Consider the following 16,931-nt stretch of genomic DNA (forward strand, 5'->3'; position numbering starts at 1 on the left):
ATAAAATGTACTAATATTTATTTGGTTTGTAAATTGGTTTTTAAAAATAAAAAGGTAATTATCTTATTAATTGTTTTTGTCAGCAATGAAGATAAGACCATAGCCATTGCCATGCCTAATACGGCCAATATAGCTTCGATAATAGCTTCTGAAGCCTTACCAGTCTTTAAAAATAAATAGGCTACAGCTGTGTAAATCTTAACCCCAGGAAGGATTGGAAAAATTGAAGGAACGGTAAATACGGTTATAGGCATTTTTTTTAGTCGAGCTAAGAATTCGCTGCAGACAGTTATAAAGAATGTTGCAACAAAATAGGACATCATTTGATAATTAACAGCTTTTGATACAAGCATAAAAATTATTGAGCCAAATCCACCTAAAAATGATGCGGGCAAGATCGCCTTATTTGGAGCTTTAAATGCAATTGAAGTAAAAAGTGTAGCAAAAAATGAAATGATAAAGATGCGAATCATATGAATACTTCTCCTCGTACTATTTTGATTTTAAATCCCGTAGAAAATGGTCAAAATGGCTCCTACGCCAAATGCTAGGGCAATAGCCACTAATATGGCTTCTGCTAGTCTAGCTAGTCCAGAGAGAAGATCACCACGCATAGCATCACGAATGGCAGTGGTCATGACTAAACCTGGCAAGAGAGGTGTTATGGCTGCCGTAATAATTATGTTCGTATTGCCTACATTAAATACATTAACAAATACGATGGCAATAATCGCAATCATAGCACCGCTAATTAAGCTCATAGCAAAATTATAATTATCATCTACGTCAAAATTGCTGTACACATATTGTACTAGAAATCCGCAAATAGCTGATACAAATGCATCAAACAAACCTCCTCCATAGAGAAGAGAAAATGCAGCAGGGGATAGTGATGCTGCTGTATACAAAAGGGGGCTTGTTTTTTCTCTTTTATTATGAAGTTCTCTAAGCTTTGCAATAGCCTCTTGTATATCTATAGAGCGATTTACTATTTTTCTTGATAAATCATTAACTTCATGTATAGCCCCTAAATCAACTTTTCTGCTCTTAATTCTCTTAATAATTGTATTAATAGTATCTTCTTCATCTGCAATAGTAATAATAAACCCTATAGGAAAGGAGATTACTTCCGTATCGTACCCTAGAGAGCGTCCAATAAACATCACAGTTTCTTCGGCTCGATAGGTTTCGCCATTGTTTTCCAAGATAATTTGTGCACAGAGTTTTGTTAGCGTGACGGCTTCTCTAATATTTATATTTTCCATTATATTCTCCAGTTAATAAATAATGATGCCTTATATTATATCATAAATACGTCGCAGATTGCCTCAGCTGCTTTGCAGCTTCTTACATTATAACAATCTTAAAGATATTTTACATAAATCATTATCATCTGTCTATTAAAGCAAACTTATAGCATATAAGTTTATAGAAAATCAGTATATTTTTTATGAGAGGTATAAATTCTTCTATATTTATCCATAATCTAATTATTATATACAATTAGGAGGAAAGGCATATGGATTACGATCAATTAAGCATAGCGCTGTCTGAATTAAAGGGAGATGAAGTCCTGGAACTCACAAAGCAGTTTATAGAGAGCAGACCAGATGAATTGGCTGAGAAGAAGTTTATCATTGCAGCTCAAGATGGTATTAATAAGGTATCTGAGAGGTTTGAGATGAGAGATTATAAAGTAGGTGATTTGATCTATGCAAAAGAGATCCTAGAACAAATCATGGATATGATTTTGCCTGCTGCTGAAGGATCTATTTAAATATTTTGCATCTTTCAGCAAGAAGAGATCATTCTAATGGTGTGAATCGTATGATATAATAAAATATTGATGGGAGTTTTTTCTGTTTTAAAGGAATATTCTCCCGCCGTATTTTAAGGCGACTACCAAAGGAGAAGCTATGGATTGGGAAGATGTAATACATAATTATATACCTAAAAGTGAAGAAGAAAAGAAGTACAAGGAAGTTTTCTTATACAGTATAGATTATTTTAATGATATACTGACTAGGCATAATCCTATTGTTCATTTAACTAGTTCAGCTTTTGTGGTGAACAAAAAATTTGATCATGCCTTAATGATATATCATAATATTTATGATTCCTGGTCCTGGACTGGTGGCCACGTTGATGGGGAGACGGACTTTTTAAAAGTAGCCATTAAAGAAGTTAAAGAAGAAACAGGTATTTTTGTAAAAGCGATTACCTCTATGCCTTTATCTATAGATGTTCTATCTGTTATAGGACATTTTAAAAGAGGAGAATACGTAGCTCCACACTTACATTTGTCTATAGCATATGGAGCTATAGGAGATGAGGAACAAGAGCTCGTCATAAAAAAAGATGAAAATAGCGCTGTCAAATGGATTCCTATAGAACAAGTGAATATATATAGCACTGAAAGTCATATGAAAGATATTTATGATAAATTAATAAATCGAATACTCCAATACAAGAAAGTGACGACCACACTTTAGCCATCAGCTGCCAGTTAACCAGTGCTAGGGTCAAATATCTTTACTCACTTAAAATCGAACAAAGGTTTTTACTATAAAAACGTTATTCAATTAATATAATAATGACAAAAAGCAAGGAGGATTTTATTATGGAGAAGAGAATATTTACAGAGATTCCGTTTGTAATCGATTTAGAGGTATTAAATGAGAGAATGAAGCTAAGAAATAATAAGAGAATGCTAGAGACTTTAGAAGAGCTGATTAAACAAGCTGAAGCGGTGGCAAAACCTAAAGCAATCTACATAGAAGCTCTTATACAAGAGCTTAAAGAAGATTATATTACTATTGGTGAAACTCAGTTTAATAGTAAAAATCTTGCTGAAAATGTAAAGGGAGTAGATATGGTATTTCCTTATATAATTACCAGTGGTGTTGAAGTAGAAGCGCTTACAAAAGAAATGGACGATCTTCTAGATCAATTTCTATTTGATGGCATTAAAACAGAAATTTTGCTATGTGCAACAGACTTTATATCACAAGATATTAAAAATAAGTACGGATATGAAGAAATAACATATGAAATTCCTGGCTCCTTAGAAGGCTGGGATATGCTAGAACAGAAAAAATTATTTGCTTTATTTGGAGATGTAGAAGGAGATATTGGCGTAAAACTTTCAGACAGCAATATTATGTACCCAGGAAAAAGCGTATCGGGAATATACTTTCGAAAGGTAGAATGATAAGTGTAAGGAGTAAATTTGCACAAGTTAATTTGGCGATTAAACTAAGTTTCTGGTTGGACGGGAAAACCTGACCACCTAACCATCTGACCACCTAAAAAAGCGCCGAAGGGCGCTTTTTATGTAAAACACAAGACTAAACTTAAAACTTTGAAGGAAAGCTAAAAGATTATTCTTGTGTGTAAACAAGATTAAGGTGTAATACTATTGATTATTTGATTTTTCTTCATATGAACGTACCATTCTCTTTACCATTTCTCCACCAACAGATCCTGCTTCTTTAGAAGTTAAGTCTCCATTGTAGCCTTGTTTTAAGTTGATATTAAGGTCTCTAGCACATTCTTCTTTAAATTGATTTAAACCAGCTTTTTGTTTTCTTCTGCTCATTTTTGTTCACCTCCTTTGATATTAATAGTTTTAGGAAATTTACTATTATTAGTCATGTAAATATTTGTTATGATTCCATTAAATAGAAGTATATTGATGATATTATTAAATTCACAATAAATGGAATACAATGATGAAATTAGTAAAATTTAAATATATATTATTTTCCATGGTTATTTTAATGCTTTTCACTAAAAATAATAGAAACAAAATAAGGGAGAACATAATTATGGATAAAAGCAAACAATACTATTTTAAAAATAAATTATTACAAGAAAAAAACCGAATTTTAAAACTTGTAGAAGATATGAAGAGGAATGAAATTACAGATATGTACGAGGAAATGGCAGATGAATTATCTACTTTTGATAATCATCCAGGTGATATTGCCAGTATACGCAGTGATCTTGAGAGAGGTGCTTATCAAAAGGAAAATGAACATAGGATGTTGAGAAAAATAGAAGATGCTATTCATTCTATTGAAGAGGGAAAATATGGTCGCTGTGCAAACTGTGGTCAATCCATTTCTGAAGAAAGATTAGAAGTCATTCCATACGCGAGGACATGTGTTGGATGTAAGGAAAGCTAAAAGTAGAAGGTGGAATGTGTAACTTTTGAGGAGGTTGGGTAATTAGACGAAAAACATCTTTTGCGCAATTAAGAATCTATAGAAAAACAAGAAAGCGCATGTGGCGCATTAGCAGCTAGTCATTAGTCTTTAGTCACTAGCATTTGGTATTCCTTTTGGGTCAAGATCCTTCGCTTACGCTCAGGATAACTGAACTAGAAGCTAAAGTCAAAAGCAGGACTTTCCCACGAAAATAAACGACCACATTTTCATTATACCTTGTATATGCATTTTATGGATGTTTTAGGGCTTTTTTAAAGCCCCTTTTGAATATCTCCGCTCAATACAAAGGTCTAGCTACGACTAAATTTCCGCTTTCAATTTTCCGCTAACACCAATCATTTCTCACTCCAACTTTTACATAAAACAAGCATGCTTTTAGTAGAAAAATCAGAATGGATAAGGTATACTGTTAATCGAAATTAAGTTTGAAAGGGGAATAAGATGTTACATCAATTTTCAAGAACAGAACTATTAATTGGTCAAGATAATTTAGATAAATTGAAGGATAGCAAGGTTGCAGTCTTTGGCATTGGAGGAGTTGGATCTTTTGTAGTTGAAGGTTTAGTGCGAGCTGGCATAGGTAAACTTGTTCTAATAGATGATGATAAAATTTGTTTAACAAATTTAAATAGGCAATTACATGCTACGAGAAAGACTATAGGAAGGTCTAAAGTAGAAGTGATGAAAGAAAGAGTATTAGAAATCAATCCCAAAGCAGAAGTAACTACATTTCAAGAGTTTTATATGCCTGGTAGAGGAGATGACTTAATAAGTGAAGATTATGACTACATTGTAGACGCTATTGATACAGTCACGGGAAAGATTGATTTAGTTGTCAATGCAAAGTCAAAAAATATTCCAATTATCAGCTCTATGGGAGCAGGCAATAAATTAGATCCTACTAGATTTGAGGTTGCAGATATTTATAAGACATCCATTTGCCCTTTAGCAAAAGTTATGCGTAAGGAATTAAAAAAGAAAAATATTGAATCTTTAAAAGTAGTCTACTCAAAAGAAGTTCCAATAAAGCCAATGGAAAATGAAGATTCTAGCTGTGCTGCAGGCTGTATTTGCCCACCAGGTATAACGAGAAAGTGCACTTCTAGAAATCAAATACCAGGAAGCATCTCCTTTGTGCCATCAGTGGTAGGTTTGATTATTGCTGGTGAAGTGGTTAAGGATTTGATTGATTAGCGGAAAGTGGAATGTGGAATGCGGAAAAATATAAAATGCAAGGTGGTCAGGTGGTCAGGTGGTCAGGTGGTCAGGTGGTCAGGTGGTCAGGTGAAATCAGCGGTCGCGGAGCGACCGCTGATTTCACTTAGAACTTAGAGCGCAGAATGCGCTTTTTTTTTACTTCTAGTCTTCACATAGAACTTAGAACAAAACATTATTTATATATGAAAAAATGGGTATCTTATTTATAGAGAGGATTGATAACAAAATATAGGAACACGATGAGGAGTTGATAAAATGAGCGAATTAATTAATAACAGGGAATATAGGCAAAAGGTATTAAAGGAGCTTATAACAGAGTTACATCATGGAAAAACAGTAGAAGAAGTGAAAGATAGATTTGAAAAATTAATTGAAGGCGTTTCTGCCTCTGAAATTGCAGAAATGGAGCAAAGTCTGATTATGGAAGGAATGCCTGTAGAACAAATTCAAAATCTTTGTGATGTTCATGCTGCAGTATTTAAAGGGTCAATTGAGGCGATTCATAGACCTGAGGAGGAGAATTACGAAAATCACCCTTTAGAAGTATTTGATAAGGAAAACAGCGCAATTGAAGCCTTTATCGATGAAACGATAAAAGAAATTTTAAGTAGATATGAAAAAGAAGAAGATTCACAATCTAGTGGGATGTTAAAAGCATCTTTTCAAAAGCTTCTTGAAATTGACAAGCATTACTCTAGGAAGGAAAATTTACTATTCCCATATTTAGAAAAATACAATATCACAGCTCCACCTAAGGTTATGTGGGGAGTAGATGACGAAATACGAGATGCTTTAAAAGAGATCATTAATGACATCAATAAGGGAGAGCAAAAGAGAAAGATTATAGAAGACGCGAATACTTTACTAAATAGAATTACAGAAATGATTTTTAAAGAAGAAAATATCCTGTTTCCAATGGCACAAGATACATTAACTGAAGATGAATGGAGCGCTATATCTAATGATAGCGATGAGATAGGGTATACTTTTATTGAGCCTCAAGGTCTTTATAATCCAGAATATGATGAAAATTTAGAGGAGCCAAAAGATGTAGCTAGCTTACAAGATGCCATTCCATTTGACGCGGGTTATCTTACAGCAAAAGAGGCAAATGCAATTTTTAATACTCTTCCTATAGACGCTACATTTGTAGATAAAGATGGACATGTTAAGTACTTTACCCAGGGAAAAGAGAGAATCTTTGCAAGGCCAAAGTCTGTATTAGGAAGAGATGTAGCAAACTGTCATCCACCATCAAGCCTTCATATTGTAGAAAAAATAGTAGAAGATTTACAATCTGGTAAAAAAGATCATGAAGATTTTTGGATTAAGATGGGAGACCAGTTTGTATATATTAGATACTTTGCTGTAAGAGATAGGCAAGGGGAGTATTTAGGAATATTAGAAGTTACCCAAAATATCAAGTCAATACAGGAACTAAAAGGTGAGAAGAGATTAGCAGATTAGGAGAAAGCGAAAGAAAACCTAACTTGCTTAAAGGCGAGTTGGGTTTTCCTTACCACCTTAAATCTTACTACTTGCTTTAGCTCTAGCCCAACGATCTACTTCCAATACCGAATCTAAATCAGGGTTTTGAATGATATTATGTTCATTCATTATTTTTTCTAGTATTTGTGGTATTTCAGTAAAGTGTATCTTTCTGTTTAAAAAAGCATCTACTGCTATCTCGTTTGCCGCGTTGAGAACAGTCGGCATACTGCCACCAATTTTAATGGATTCATAAGAAAGCCCTAAACATCTGAAGACATTTATATCCGGTTTTTCAAATGTTAATGTACCTATTTGTGCTAGGTTAAGAGATTCAATACTATTCTCTATCCGATTCGGATAGAACAATGCTAATTGAATAGGCACTTTCATATCAGGGTATCCCATTTGTGCAATAGTGCTGTGATCTTTAAATTCTACTAGGGAGTGCACAATGCTTTGTGGATGTACTACAACTTCTATTTGTTCTTTATTTAGGTCAAAGAGCCATTTTGCCTCTATTACTTCAAATCCTTTATTCATCAATGTAGCTGAATCTATAGTGATTTTCCTTCCCATAGACCAATTGGGATGCTTTAGAGCCTTCTCTAAAGTAACATCCTTTAGATTTTCTAAACTATAGCCTCTAAATGGCCCACCAGAAGCAGTGAGTATGATCTTATGCAAATCCTTTCTATCATTGCCCATAAGGCATTGAAAGATTGCACTATGTTCACTGTCAACAGGATAAATTTTTATACCCTTTTCCTTGGCTTTAGCCATAACAAGATGTCCTCCAGCAACTAGAGTTTCTTTATTGGCTAGTGCTATATCTTTGCCCCTTTCAATGGCTCTTAGAGTTGGTTCTAAACCGATCATCCCAGTAACAGCAGTTAAAATAATATTTGCTTCCGATAAAGAAGCTACAGCACATAAGCCTTCTATTCCCGAGACGACCTCTGTACTATTACCTATTCTTTTCCGCAATTCTGATGCTTTTTCTTCATTCATTACAGCTACCATACTTGGTTTGAAAATACTAATCTGCTGCTCCAATAGATCAATGTTTCTATTAGAAGATAAACCTACTATTTTAATTTTATCAGGGTTTTCCTTTGCAATGTCAAGTGTTTGAGTTCCAATGGAACCTGTAGAACCTAAAATGCTTACGTATTTCATATAAAACTCCTTATTCTTTAAATTTATTTTTTGCATCTAATATTTTGATACATTGATGTTCTTAAAATAATTTAAATTCTATAGTTTTTATATATTATACCTTTTTTTTTATCTTATGTATTTAATTTAAAGATTTTTGTATAAATTTTATTTATTTGGTTTAGAATCCTAATAATGCATTAATTATTCCCATTAACATGAAAAATGCTATAATTTAAAATTACAATTTTTCAACGGACTAGTGAATGCAATATAGTACAAATAAGCTATTTATATTACATCAGAAAGAATAATATATAAATCACAAAAATGTAGTTGTATTATTAGGAAATTGTGGTAAACTATATGGTGTAAAAAATATGTAACATTTAATAACACCTTGTAAATGAGATGTAAATGTTTTGGAGGTTTAATAGAATATGGAAATTAGTCTGAAAAAGACTATGATTGCAGCTTCAGCAGGAGTAATTTTTGCTACGGGAATATTTTTTTATCATGCTGATATCGGATATGAAGTCACTTTCAATGGTCAAGACTTAGGGTATGTACAAGAACGAGAGATTTTTACTACAGCTGTAGAAGTTGTGAATCAAGATTTAAAAGAAAAATACGGAGAAAATATTGTATTTGAGCAAGATGTTGACTTTAGCATGAAAGTTATAAATCGAGACAATGTCCTAAAGGACGTAGATGAGAGCATCAACGCAGTTGTGAGCACATATGGAATACCTATGGTCGAAGGGGCTGTAATAGTCATTGACGGAGAAGAAGTAGCAAGTCTTTATAGCAAAGAAGAAGCTCAGAAGGTTATAGACAATGTTTTAGAACCCTATACGAAAGAAAGCAAGAACTCGAAAATTGTCGGAGAGCCTATTATAAAAGAAAAAGTAGAAATAGTAAACAAACAAATTCCATATAAGGAATTAACTGAAGTAGAAAAAGCAATAGATACTATAAATCAAGGCACTGACAAATTAAAACAATATACTGTAAAAGATGGGGACACTACTTGGGACATAGCTGTAAACCGTGGAATTGATGTAGAAAAGCTGGCTGAAGCAAATCCAGAAAAAAATATAGAAAAACTACATGGTGGTGACACCATTAATTTAACAGTATTAGAACCTTATTTGACTATTGAAGTAGTAAGAGAAGAATCAATAGTTGACAAAATACCTTTTGAAACGGAATATAGAGACGATTCTTCTATATACGAAGGAAGGCAAAAGGTCATTATAGAGGGAAAGCAAGGTCTTAAAGAAACTACTTCAAAGGTTGTTTATGTAAATGGTAAGGAAAGTTCAAGAGAAGTTCTAAATCAGGCAGTATTAAAGGAGCCTACTACTGAAACGATTGCTAAGGGCATAAAAGCTTTGCCTATAGGTGCTGGCAAAGGAGCTTTTTCACTTCCCACTTCTGGTAGAGTAACCGCTCTTAGTAAGGCAGGAAGTCATTCAGGTGATAGAGCTGTTGATATTGCCAATAATATGGGAACACCAATCAAGGCAGCAGCTGATGGAATAGTGGTTACTGCAAGCCCTGATGGAGGAACTCTTGGAAAATATATTAAGATAAGTCATGGCAATGGATACTCTACTCTTTATGGCCATTTAAGCGAAATACATGTAGAAGTAGGGCAAAAGGTTCGTTTAGGAGAGCAGATTGCAGCAATGGGAAGTACTGGTAGAAGTACTGGACCTCATGTACACTTCGAAGTGCGAAATAATGGAGCACGACAAGTTATAACTGATTATTTTGAAGGTTTAAAAGTAGGCAGACATGTAGCACCTGTTTATTTAGATTAAAAAAAATTTAGCCAGCTGCAATTAGCGGTCAGCTACAAGCCTCTGAAGCATAGCTCGGTGGTTCAAAGATAACTGTGTATATAAGAGCCAGGTTAAAAATAGAATTTTACTATATAATATAAAGTCGCTAATTTTCAGCGGCTTTTTTGTATGTTAGGAAAGCGTTACTTCTAGATTTGACTACTTGTTTATCCGTAGTTGAATTTTTGACCAGTGAGACTTGACCCTGCCACTGGTGGCTGATCGCTGACAGCTAGTTACTGTGTTTTACCTTACCCTTGTTAATATTCTGAATATTCATTATAATATTAATATATACAAAAATAAAAGAGATAAATACAAAAGGATATTCGCTAGTATTAAGGCTATTATAAGAAATACATAGGACATCGGAGAAGGTCTAATCAATTAAAAAGAAGGTGCAAAATGAAGGTAAGAAAAGATATAGAAACAGAAAATTTCAAATTTTTTTCCCATAAAGAATGTGAATACTTTCCATGTCATAAAGTAAATTCTCCAGAAGATTTCAACTGCATATTTTGTTACTGTCCCTTATATGCATTAGGAGATCAATGTGGTGGAAATTTTTCGTACACAGAAAAAGGCATAAAAAACTGCACAAACTGCAACATTCCCCACAGAAAAGAATCCTACGACAAGATTTTAGAAAAAATGGATAAGATAATGGAAATAGCCAAGAGAAAAGAATAAAATCGTTCTATGTTCTACGTTCTATGTATTTAAGTCACCTTCGGTGACTATTACGCTTTTACATAGAACTTACAACTTAGAACTTAGAACTTAAATTGAGGTGTCATATTATGAATATTAAATTAATTGCAATAGATATGGATGGAACTTTGCTTTATTCTAGAAATGAAATTACGCCTAGAGTAAAGCAAGCGGTATTAGCTGCGGCAGAAAAGGGCGTTAAAATAGTAATTTCTACTGGAAGAATTTACTCTTCTGCTAGACAGTACACTAGATTATTGGGAATTGAAACACCAATTATTTCTAGCAATGGCGCTCTAATTCGCAAAGATGATGAAAATATTTATAAATGCTCTATTCCTAGAGATGCTCTTGAAGAAGCTACTAATTTACTCATCGATTATGATGATATTTATTATCGCATGTACGGAGATGAAGTCTATTATTCTAAAAAAGAAAATAAAGCTGTAAAGGACTTTATGAATTGGAATGAAGGTCAAAAACCTGAAGAGCAGATAAAAGTAAAGATTATTTCAAATCCCTTAGAAATTTTTCGAGAGGGAGAAGATATTTTAAAAATGTTTATTGTACAAGAAGAAACTCGTCAAAAACGCTATGATGAACTCATCCGTAAACTAAGTGAAATAAAAGGTGTTTACTGTGTATCTTCTATGCCAAAATCGATGGATGTTATTAATAAAAATGTAAGTAAAGGTCATGCCCTAGAACATTTAGCCAAAAGATACAATATTACATCGGATAATATTATGTCCATAGGAGATAATTATAATGACATTGAAATGATCCAATTTGCAGGAATAGGCGTCGCCATGGGCAACGCAGACGATGAAGTCAAAAGAAAAGCAGATTTTGTCACAAAGACCAATTTAGAAGATGGTGTTGCAGTGGCTATTGAGAAGTATGTACTGTAAATCAGGTGGTCAGGTGGTCAGGTGGTCAGGTGGTCAGGTGGTCAGGTGGTCAGGTGGTCAGGTGGTCAGGTGGTCAGGTGGTCAGGTGGTCAGGTGAAATCAGCGGTCGCGGAGCGACCGCTGATTTCACCTAGGGCGCAGAATGCGCTTTTTTGAGCAAATATGTACTTCCTTTATCTTTAATAGAGTTTTATATAAATGCTTCTAATTCAACACAACAGTCACGAATCGTGACTAAATTTCCGCTTTCCGCTTTCCACTTTCTACTAGACTTGACCCTAAGCCTGCAAAAAAATTAAAGAAAATTTTGCTTGTCATGAAAAATTCCTTCTTTCACATACTATATGTGAAGGGAGCTGAAGTAAATGAAAGCAAAGAATATTATGACTAAAAAAGTAATTACTGTTCAAAAAAATGCTTTAGTTTCAGAAGCTGCAAATAAGATGAAACAAGCAGGTGTTGGTGCGGTAGCTGTTGAAGATAACGGAAATATTGTGGGTCTTATAACAGACAGGGATATTGTTTTACGAGATGTAGCTGAAGCAGATCAACCTGGTCAAATGAGATGTAGTGATATTATGAGTACAAATATTGCTACAGCTACACCAGAATCAAATGTGGATGATGTAGCTAGAGTAATGTCTGAACGTCAAGTAAAGAGAATACCTATTGTAGAACAAAGTAAAATTGTGGGTATGGTTTCGCTAGCTGATCTCTCACAAACAAGAGGTAAGAAAAGTGAAGCTGGAGATACACTAAGAGATATTACTACAAAACAAACTTTCCAATAAGACCAAAGAGGGTGTATGAAAAAATACATCCTCTTTTTTAAGAAAATTAAAATAAGAATATTTTAGTATTAATTATATTTGAAACGAACTAAATTTATTGTTCATATAGTCATTCTAATTCACTTAAATGCATTTGCTTACACCTTACTACCTGTGTTTTTTTCGTTTTTATAGTATAATAATACATAGAAAGAAGGTGTATCTATGGATTGGAAAAATAAATTAGAGAGAAAATGGAGTCCCTTTGCTATTCACAATTTAATGGTGTACATAGTGACCATAAATTTTTCTGTTTTTGTAATAGAGTATTTAAACCTAGTGCCCAGTATTGTAGATTATTTGTATTTTGTACCTTCATTATTTTTACAAGGACAAATTTGGCGAATTATTACTTTTATTTTTATTCCACCAAATGCAGATGTTGTATTCATCTTATTTGTTTTATATTTTTATTATATGATAGGATCTTCATTAGAAAATGAGTGGGGAACTGCTCAATTTAATATTTACTATCTCTTTGGTATGATTGGAGCAATTATTGGGTCTTTTATTACGGAATATCCTGCAACATCTATCTATCTTAATCTATCTTTGTTCTTGGCTTTTGCGCAAATTTATCCTGAGCATGAAATACTACTCTTTGGTGTTTTACCAATTAAGGTGAAGTACTTGGCTTATTTGAATTGGTTTATCTTTGCTATGACTATTCTATTTGGCGCTGTTCCACTAAAAATCTTTGCTGTTTTTTCACTTATAAACTTCTTCATCTTTTTCTATGAAGATTTTTTTAAGAATTTAAAATTAAAAAGGCAAGTGTACAAAAACCGAAAGAACTTTCAAGGGCAAATTCGAAAATTTAAAAGAAAGTAAGGAGGATGTTGTGATGAATAAAAAGGTTTTAATTGTAGGTGGTGTTGCAGGCGGAGCTAGTGCAGCTGCTAGGCTTCGAAGGCTAGATGAAAATATAGAAATTATACTTTTTGAAAGAGGACAGTATATCTCTTTTGCTAATTGTGGTTTGCCATATCATATTGGAGAAGTGATAAAAAAGAGAGAAAAATTATTATTGCAGACTCCTGAAGCCATGAAGAAAAGGTTTAATATTGATGTAAGGGTTCATAATGAAGTGATATCAATAGACAAAGAAAATAAAAAAGTATCTGTGAAAAATACCATTACAGGCGATATATATGACGAAAGCTATGATGAACTCATTTTGTCAACAGGTTCTTCTCCCCAGAGACCTGCCATACCAGGGATCAATGGCGAGAATATTTTTACTATATGGAATATACCAGATATGGATGATATTAAAGATTATCTGTCTAAAGAAAATATTAAAGAAGTTAGTATTGTTGGTGGAGGCTTTATTGGAGTGGAGATGGCGGAAAATTTTTGTGAGCTTGGTTTAGATGTTCATATAATTCAAAGACCAAATCAAGTAATGCCTACTGTAGATTTTGAAATGGCTCAATTTCTTCACCAGTACATGGAAGATAAGGGTATTAAACTAATTTTAGAGGATGGCGTCAAAGAGTTTCGATCTGAGGGCGGCAAGACGATAGTCATTACTAATAAAGGAAGGGAAATAGTCTCTGATTTAGTGATTTTATCCATTGGTATAAAAGCAAACAGTCAGCTTGCAAAAGATGCAGGATTGGAGCTAAATGATAGAGGTGGCATTATAGTAAATGAATACTTGAAAACATCAGACCCGCATATTTATGCCGTAGGAGATGTGATTCAAGTCAAAGATTTTGTAAACGGTGTAAATACCATGGTTCCTTTAGCTGGTCCTGCAAATAAACAAGGTAGAATTGTAGCGAACAATATTGCAGGGTATAGAGAAGAGTACAAGGGAACTCAGGGAACCTCTGTAGCAAAAATCTTTGATATGACCATTTCTAGTACAGGAACTAATGAAAAAACCTTAATGAAATTAGGAAAGTCTTACGGAAGGGATTACCAGTCTATCTACTTGCATCCTGTTAATCATGCAGGCTATTATCCAGGCTCTCAAGTTATTCATATGAAGCTCATCTATGAATTACCAACTGGAAGAGTTCTAGGTGCTCAAGGAATTGGTGGTGCTGGTACAGATAAGAGAATTGACGTTATTGCAACAGCAATACGCTTTGGGGCAACGGTGGAAAGTTTAAAAGAATTAGAATTGGCCTATGCACCGCCGTATTCCTCTGCGAAAGACCCTGTTAATATGGCTGGCTTCATAGCTACAAACCATTTGTCAGGAAATATGGATGTGATTCAATATTATGAAATAGAAGAATTAAATTTAAATGAGTACACTATATTAGATGTAAGAACACCCGTAGAGCGAAACTTTGGTTTTATTCCAAATTCCATCAATATAGCTGTAGATCAGCTCCGAGACCGACTTGATGAATTGGATAAGGCTAAAACTATTGTGGTTTATTGTGCAGTGGGAGTCCGTTCTTGGACGGCTTACAATGTACTCAAACACAATGGATTTTCTCCTCGTAACTTAACAGGTGGCTATACAACCTATTCTACTGCATATTATAATCAAGAAGGCAAAATAGATTATCCAAAGAATTAGTCCTTAGTCTCTAGCTAAACAGCTAGTCGCTAGTATTAGGGTATTTCTTTTGGGTCAAAAGCTAGAGTTTTGGGCTCTTAATGATAGAAACAGTAGCTAAAATCAAAGCATTTTTTACTATAAAAAACTCCCGAGGGAGTTTTTTATAGTAAAGTTATATTCTTTTAACTTGTGATGCTGTTAATGATTACTACATAAGCAGTAAAATGACGCTAAAGAAATACCCAAGGGCTAGAGACTATGGATTACTTTGTTGCTCTAAAATATGCGTAGCTCATAGGGTCTTTTGCTTCAAAAATTTCTCCGCCTACAACTGTAACTACAAATAAATTATGTGTTCCTAAATCTTGTGTTCGATCCTTTTGTACTTCACATTCTACATATCCTATGGCATTTGTTAAAACAGGTAATTTTAGATTCTTTGAGCGTTTATATTGTGCGTTTTTAAACTTTTCTACATCTCTTCCGGAGCTATATCCAAATCTTCTTACTTCATTGTGATTATCTGTGCCTAAGAAGTTTACAGCAAATACGCCAGACTCTAAGATATAATCACTTGTTAAATTGTTCTTATTAATTCCAATAACTGCTTGCATTGGAGTATCTGTCATTTGAACAAAGCTATTAGAAGTCATACCGTTTATTTTATTATCTTTATTAAAAGATGTTATAACGTATAAACCATAAGTACAATTAAATAATACATTTTGAATAGCTTGTCTTTCTTCTTCAGATTGTTGTACTTCCTCTGGCATTAAATCAAATTTATCGCTACCTACGCCACAAGTTGGGCATTTTTCTGGTGCATTAGGACCTGTATGGATATATCCACATACTCTACATTTCCATTTTTTCATTTTATAATCCTCCTTAATATAATAATTCTTAATAATAATACCCATCTAAATTATTCATTAAACATTTTAGCTGAAAGTTAAATGCGGAAAGCAGAAAGAATTAGAACACTGTTTGCACCAGGAACATATACAACAGCGTACCTCCACCAATGCTTATTAGAGTATTATTTTTCCATAAATGCAATAGGGTGACAAAAGCTATTGAAATAAGCTCGGGGATACCATGAGGTGATGTTGTTATGCTTACACCTTTTAGACAGTAAATGATTAACATGCCCATAATGGCATAGGGAAGCACTTGACCTAGATATTCTATATATTTTGGCGTTTCTTTATTTTCTGGATAAAGAAAAAAGGGAATTGCTCTTGTCAAATAAGTTACTAGAGTTATCAAAGCTATAATGATGATTAATTGTCCATTTGTCAGCATTTATGAAGTCCTTTCTCTAACAGGTTTATTTGCATATGTAAGAACCAGCAAGATTCCGATCATAGAAGGTATAATAAAATTGTCTGCTCCAAATAGAATTAAGCAAATAATGCTTGTAAATACGCCTATTAGTGCAGGTTTATGATTTGTAGTAGACTTCCATTGATTGATAAAAATTACTACAAATAAAGATGTCATGACGAAATCGATACCTGTAGTATCAAAGGTGAAAAGTGAACCGAGTATTCCACCTATGGCAGAGCCTAAAACCCAATAAAAATGGTCTAATAATGAAATAAATAAATAAAACCAATTATCATCTACATCATCTGAGGCCTTTGCGGAACAAAGAAGGGAAAAAGTCTCATCTGTCAAAGAAAAAATCATGTACTGCTTTAACTTCCCCATTTTAGGAAAACGAGTCAACATAGATAAACCGTAAAATAAGTGCCTTGCATTGACCATAAGCGTAATAAGAATGGTGCCGATTATATTAAATTCGCTAGTAATCAAGCCTACTGCAACAAACTGCATGCTTCCCGCATAAATAAAAATGCTCATAATAATTGCCCAGATATAATGGTATCCGCTACTACTTACTAGTATTCCAAAAGCCATTCCCAAGAAAAGATATCCCATTAATACAGGAATTGTATGGGGAAAGGCAGCTTTTAAAGCCTTCTTTTTCATGTGATTTAAATCCTTTCATTTAA

Annotated in this window: 19 protein-coding genes; 12 read left to right on the forward strand and 7 right to left on the reverse strand. The window is 33.7% G+C overall.

Going from position 1 to position 16,931, the window contains the following annotated elements:
• Positions 1–17: 17 nt before the first annotated feature.
• Complete coding sequence (locus DES36_RS07445; RefSeq protein WP_113920597.1) at positions 18–473, reverse strand: threonine/serine exporter family protein; 456 nt, start codon at positions 471–473, stop codon at positions 18–20.
• Positions 474–503: 30 nt separating this feature from the next.
• A complete protein-coding gene (locus DES36_RS07450; protein ID WP_113920598.1) occupies positions 504–1,265 on the reverse strand; it encodes a threonine/serine exporter family protein in 762 nt (253 codons plus the stop codon).
• Positions 1,266–1,519: 254 nt separating this feature from the next.
• Here DES36_RS07450 and DES36_RS07455 point away from each other — a divergent pair, with 254 nt between their 5' ends.
• The 3 genes from DES36_RS07455 (at position 1,520) to DES36_RS07465 (ending at position 3,211) form a co-directional block, all read left to right on the forward strand.
• Positions 1,520–1,777, forward strand: a complete 258-nt coding sequence (locus DES36_RS07455) for a B12-binding domain-containing protein (protein WP_113920599.1) — start codon at positions 1,520–1,522, stop codon at positions 1,775–1,777.
• 139 nt (positions 1,778–1,916) lie between these two features.
• Positions 1,917–2,492, forward strand: coding sequence for an NUDIX hydrolase (locus DES36_RS07460; protein WP_113920600.1), 576 nt, complete (start codon positions 1,917–1,919; stop codon positions 2,490–2,492).
• Between the two features lie 128 nt (positions 2,493–2,620).
• On the forward strand, positions 2,621–3,211 hold the full coding sequence (locus tag DES36_RS07465) for a vitamin B12 dependent-methionine synthase activation domain-containing protein (protein ID WP_170128224.1): 591 nt from the start codon (positions 2,621–2,623) through the stop codon (positions 3,209–3,211).
• Between the two features lie 204 nt (positions 3,212–3,415).
• Here the strand turns inward: DES36_RS07465 and DES36_RS07470 are convergent, their stop codons facing one another.
• The gene (locus DES36_RS07470) at positions 3,416–3,598 is read right to left on the reverse strand and encodes an alpha/beta-type small acid-soluble spore protein (protein WP_113920602.1); all 183 of its coding nucleotides are present in this window, start codon (positions 3,596–3,598) and stop codon (positions 3,416–3,418) included.
• A gap of 229 nt (positions 3,599–3,827) precedes the next feature.
• On the opposite strand from DES36_RS07470, the gene DES36_RS07475 reads away from it, so the two are divergent.
• The 3 genes from DES36_RS07475 (at position 3,828) to DES36_RS07485 (ending at position 6,914) form a co-directional block, all read left to right on the forward strand.
• Entirely contained in the window at positions 3,828–4,187 is a 360-nt protein-coding gene (locus DES36_RS07475; protein ID WP_170128225.1) for a TraR/DksA C4-type zinc finger protein, read from the forward strand.
• Between the two features lie 483 nt (positions 4,188–4,670).
• Entirely contained in the window at positions 4,671–5,423 is a 753-nt protein-coding gene (locus DES36_RS07480; protein WP_113920604.1) for a tRNA threonylcarbamoyladenosine dehydratase, read from the forward strand.
• A 279-nt stretch (positions 5,424–5,702) separates the two neighbouring features.
• Complete coding sequence (locus tag DES36_RS07485; RefSeq protein WP_113920605.1) at positions 5,703–6,914, forward strand: DUF438 domain-containing protein; 1,212 nt, start codon at positions 5,703–5,705, stop codon at positions 6,912–6,914.
• Positions 6,915–6,971: 57 nt separating this feature from the next.
• Here DES36_RS07485 and DES36_RS07490 read toward each other — a convergent pair whose 3' ends face one another.
• Positions 6,972–8,114 carry a 1-deoxy-D-xylulose-5-phosphate reductoisomerase gene (locus tag DES36_RS07490; protein ID WP_113920606.1) on the reverse strand — a complete coding sequence of 381 codons (1,143 nt, stop codon included), beginning with the start codon at positions 8,112–8,114 and terminating at the stop codon, positions 6,972–6,974.
• Between the two features lie 419 nt (positions 8,115–8,533).
• On the opposite strand from DES36_RS07490, the gene DES36_RS07495 reads away from it, so the two are divergent.
• From DES36_RS07495 to DES36_RS07520, 6 genes are all read left to right on the forward strand, one after another.
• A complete protein-coding gene (locus tag DES36_RS07495) occupies positions 8,534–9,919 on the forward strand; it encodes a peptidoglycan DD-metalloendopeptidase family protein (RefSeq protein WP_113920607.1) in 1,386 nt (461 codons plus the stop codon).
• A gap of 426 nt (positions 9,920–10,345) precedes the next feature.
• A complete protein-coding gene (locus DES36_RS07500; RefSeq protein WP_113920608.1) occupies positions 10,346–10,630 on the forward strand; it encodes a cysteine-rich small domain-containing protein in 285 nt (94 codons plus the stop codon).
• Between the two features lie 110 nt (positions 10,631–10,740).
• Complete coding sequence (locus DES36_RS07505) at positions 10,741–11,562, forward strand: Cof-type HAD-IIB family hydrolase (RefSeq protein ID WP_113920609.1); 822 nt, start codon at positions 10,741–10,743, stop codon at positions 11,560–11,562.
• 365 nt (positions 11,563–11,927) lie between these two features.
• Entirely contained in the window at positions 11,928–12,353 is a 426-nt protein-coding gene (locus DES36_RS07510; RefSeq protein WP_113920610.1) for a CBS domain-containing protein, read from the forward strand.
• Positions 12,354–12,557: 204 nt separating this feature from the next.
• Positions 12,558–13,223 (forward strand): rhomboid family intramembrane serine protease, encoded by a 666-nt coding sequence (locus DES36_RS07515; RefSeq protein WP_113920611.1) that lies wholly within the window; start codon positions 12,558–12,560, stop codon positions 13,221–13,223.
• Between the two features lie 13 nt (positions 13,224–13,236).
• Positions 13,237–14,931: an FAD-dependent oxidoreductase gene (locus DES36_RS07520; RefSeq protein WP_113920612.1), complete on the forward strand. Its 1,695-nt coding sequence runs from the start codon at positions 13,237–13,239 to the stop codon at positions 14,929–14,931.
• A 245-nt stretch (positions 14,932–15,176) separates the two neighbouring features.
• Here the strand turns inward: DES36_RS07520 and DES36_RS15315 are convergent, their stop codons facing one another.
• The 3 genes from DES36_RS15315 to DES36_RS07535 all read right to left on the reverse strand — a co-directional run bounded on the left by DES36_RS15315 (position 15,177) and on the right by DES36_RS07535 (position 16,908).
• Complete coding sequence (locus DES36_RS15315; protein WP_170128226.1) at positions 15,177–15,788, reverse strand: flavin reductase; 612 nt, start codon at positions 15,786–15,788, stop codon at positions 15,177–15,179.
• Between the two features lie 100 nt (positions 15,789–15,888).
• The gene (locus tag DES36_RS07530) at positions 15,889–16,218 is read right to left on the reverse strand and encodes a branched-chain amino acid transporter permease (RefSeq protein ID WP_113920614.1); all 330 of its coding nucleotides are present in this window, start codon (positions 16,216–16,218) and stop codon (positions 15,889–15,891) included.
• The gene (locus DES36_RS07535; RefSeq protein WP_113920615.1) at positions 16,219–16,908 is read right to left on the reverse strand and encodes an AzlC family ABC transporter permease; all 690 of its coding nucleotides are present in this window, start codon (positions 16,906–16,908) and stop codon (positions 16,219–16,221) included.
• Positions 16,909–16,931 lie beyond the last annotated feature (23 nt).

The organism is Alkalibaculum bacchi, from assembly GCF_003317055.1.
Classification (GTDB): Bacteria; Bacillota; Clostridia; order Eubacteriales; family Alkalibacteraceae; genus Alkalibaculum; species Alkalibaculum bacchi.

Bases quoted from the DNA above. Each gene is read 5' to 3' on its own strand.
- DES36_RS07485 (WP_113920605.1), top strand. From the start codon at position 5,703: ATGAGCGAATTAATTAATAACAGGGAATATAGGCAAAAGGTATTAAAG.
- DES36_RS07470 (WP_113920602.1), bottom strand. From the start codon at position 3,598: ATGAGCAGAAGAAAACAAAAAGCTGGTTTAAATCAATTTAAAGAAGAA.
- DES36_RS07500 (WP_113920608.1), top strand. From the start codon at position 10,346: ATGAAGGTAAGAAAAGATATAGAAACAGAAAATTTCAAATTTTTTTCC.
- DES36_RS07445 (WP_113920597.1), bottom strand. From the start codon at position 473: ATGATTCGCATCTTTATCATTTCATTTTTTGCTACACTTTTTACTTCA.
- DES36_RS07495 (WP_113920607.1), top strand. From the start codon at position 8,534: ATGGAAATTAGTCTGAAAAAGACTATGATTGCAGCTTCAGCAGGAGTA.
- DES36_RS07455 (WP_113920599.1), top strand. From the start codon at position 1,520: ATGGATTACGATCAATTAAGCATAGCGCTGTCTGAATTAAAGGGAGAT.
- DES36_RS07505 (WP_113920609.1), top strand. From the start codon at position 10,741: ATGAATATTAAATTAATTGCAATAGATATGGATGGAACTTTGCTTTAT.
- DES36_RS07520 (WP_113920612.1), top strand. From the start codon at position 13,237: ATGAATAAAAAGGTTTTAATTGTAGGTGGTGTTGCAGGCGGAGCTAGT.
- DES36_RS07460 (WP_113920600.1), top strand. From the start codon at position 1,917: ATGGATTGGGAAGATGTAATACATAATTATATACCTAAAAGTGAAGAA.
- DES36_RS07530 (WP_113920614.1), bottom strand. From the start codon at position 16,218: ATGCTGACAAATGGACAATTAATCATCATTATAGCTTTGATAACTCTA.
- DES36_RS07475 (WP_170128225.1), top strand. From the start codon at position 3,828: ATGGATAAAAGCAAACAATACTATTTTAAAAATAAATTATTACAAGAA.
- DES36_RS07515 (WP_113920611.1), top strand. From the start codon at position 12,558: ATGGATTGGAAAAATAAATTAGAGAGAAAATGGAGTCCCTTTGCTATT.
- DES36_RS07480 (WP_113920604.1), top strand. From the start codon at position 4,671: ATGTTACATCAATTTTCAAGAACAGAACTATTAATTGGTCAAGATAAT.
- DES36_RS07510 (WP_113920610.1), top strand. From the start codon at position 11,928: ATGAAAGCAAAGAATATTATGACTAAAAAAGTAATTACTGTTCAAAAA.
- DES36_RS07450 (WP_113920598.1), bottom strand. From the start codon at position 1,265: ATGGAAAATATAAATATTAGAGAAGCCGTCACGCTAACAAAACTCTGT.
- DES36_RS07535 (WP_113920615.1), bottom strand. From the start codon at position 16,908: ATGAAAAAGAAGGCTTTAAAAGCTGCCTTTCCCCATACAATTCCTGTA.
- DES36_RS07465 (WP_170128224.1), top strand. From the start codon at position 2,621: ATGGAGAAGAGAATATTTACAGAGATTCCGTTTGTAATCGATTTAGAG.
- DES36_RS07490 (WP_113920606.1), bottom strand. From the start codon at position 8,114: ATGAAATACGTAAGCATTTTAGGTTCTACAGGTTCCATTGGAACTCAA.
- DES36_RS15315 (WP_170128226.1), bottom strand. From the start codon at position 15,788: ATGAAAAAATGGAAATGTAGAGTATGTGGATATATCCATACAGGTCCT.